The following is a 764-nucleotide window of genomic DNA, read 5'->3' as shown; positions in this document are numbered from 1 at the left end:
TCGGCATAACCGGGAGGTCGGCATAACCGATCTCATGCCGACGTCGGCATGACATCGGCCGGGCCCGCAGGTCGGTCTTGCTCATCCGGAAGGACTGCTCGACGTTCCACAGGTCGTGGTAGGACGCGATGACCTCGCCCGCGGTCATGATCCCGGCGGGGATGTTGGTGACGTAGCCCTTGAGCCCGGCGAGCCGGCGTGCGCGTGCGAGTGAGGCCTCGTCGAGGGTTTGGGTGCCGTTGCTGGTCTTGACGAACCGTGGTGTGCGGGCTGCCTTCTCGCCGGCGATGACCGCCTTGGCGCGGTTCTCCTGCAGGGTCAGCGTCCGCCCGTCCCGGGCGGCTCGCTTGGCGGAGTAGGCCCACACCGCACGCCAGGACCCGGGATGTTTGTCCGGGTCCCAGAGCGGTTCCTTCTTCAGCTTCGGGTCGTTCTCGACGACGCGCCGGTTCCTCGGGGTGATGGTGTCGATGAGCTGCCCGTCGGCGAACGCGTCGCCGTGCCAGCGGAAGTGGGACTCGAGGTCGACCGGCGCCTTGGTCACCCGGGAGCCGACGATGAACCGCAATCCCGCCTCGTCCAGATCCCGCAGGTTCGATGCGGACAGCATCCCGGCGTCGGCCACCACGACCATGTCCGAAATCGAGTGCCGGGCCTGGAACTGTTTGATGATCGGGATGATCGTGGCGGTCGTCGGGTAGCCCCGGCCCGTTACCGAGCCGGGGCTCCCTCAGAACCGGACGTGCGACTTTCACCGCATCCGG

General features: G+C 67.5%; 1 pseudogene. It reads right to left on the bottom strand.

Annotation, left to right across the window (positions count from 1 at the left end):
* A pseudogene (locus tag N864_RS22800) lies at positions 1 to 691 on the bottom strand (IS1634 family transposase); the annotation flags it as partial.
* Positions 692 to 764 lie beyond the last annotated feature (73 nt).

The sequence above is a fragment of the Intrasporangium chromatireducens Q5-1 genome, from assembly GCF_000576575.1.
Lineage (GTDB): Bacteria > Actinomycetota > Actinomycetes > Actinomycetales > Dermatophilaceae > Intrasporangium_A > Intrasporangium_A chromatireducens.
This window is presented reverse-complemented; position numbering and strand designations above follow the sequence as displayed.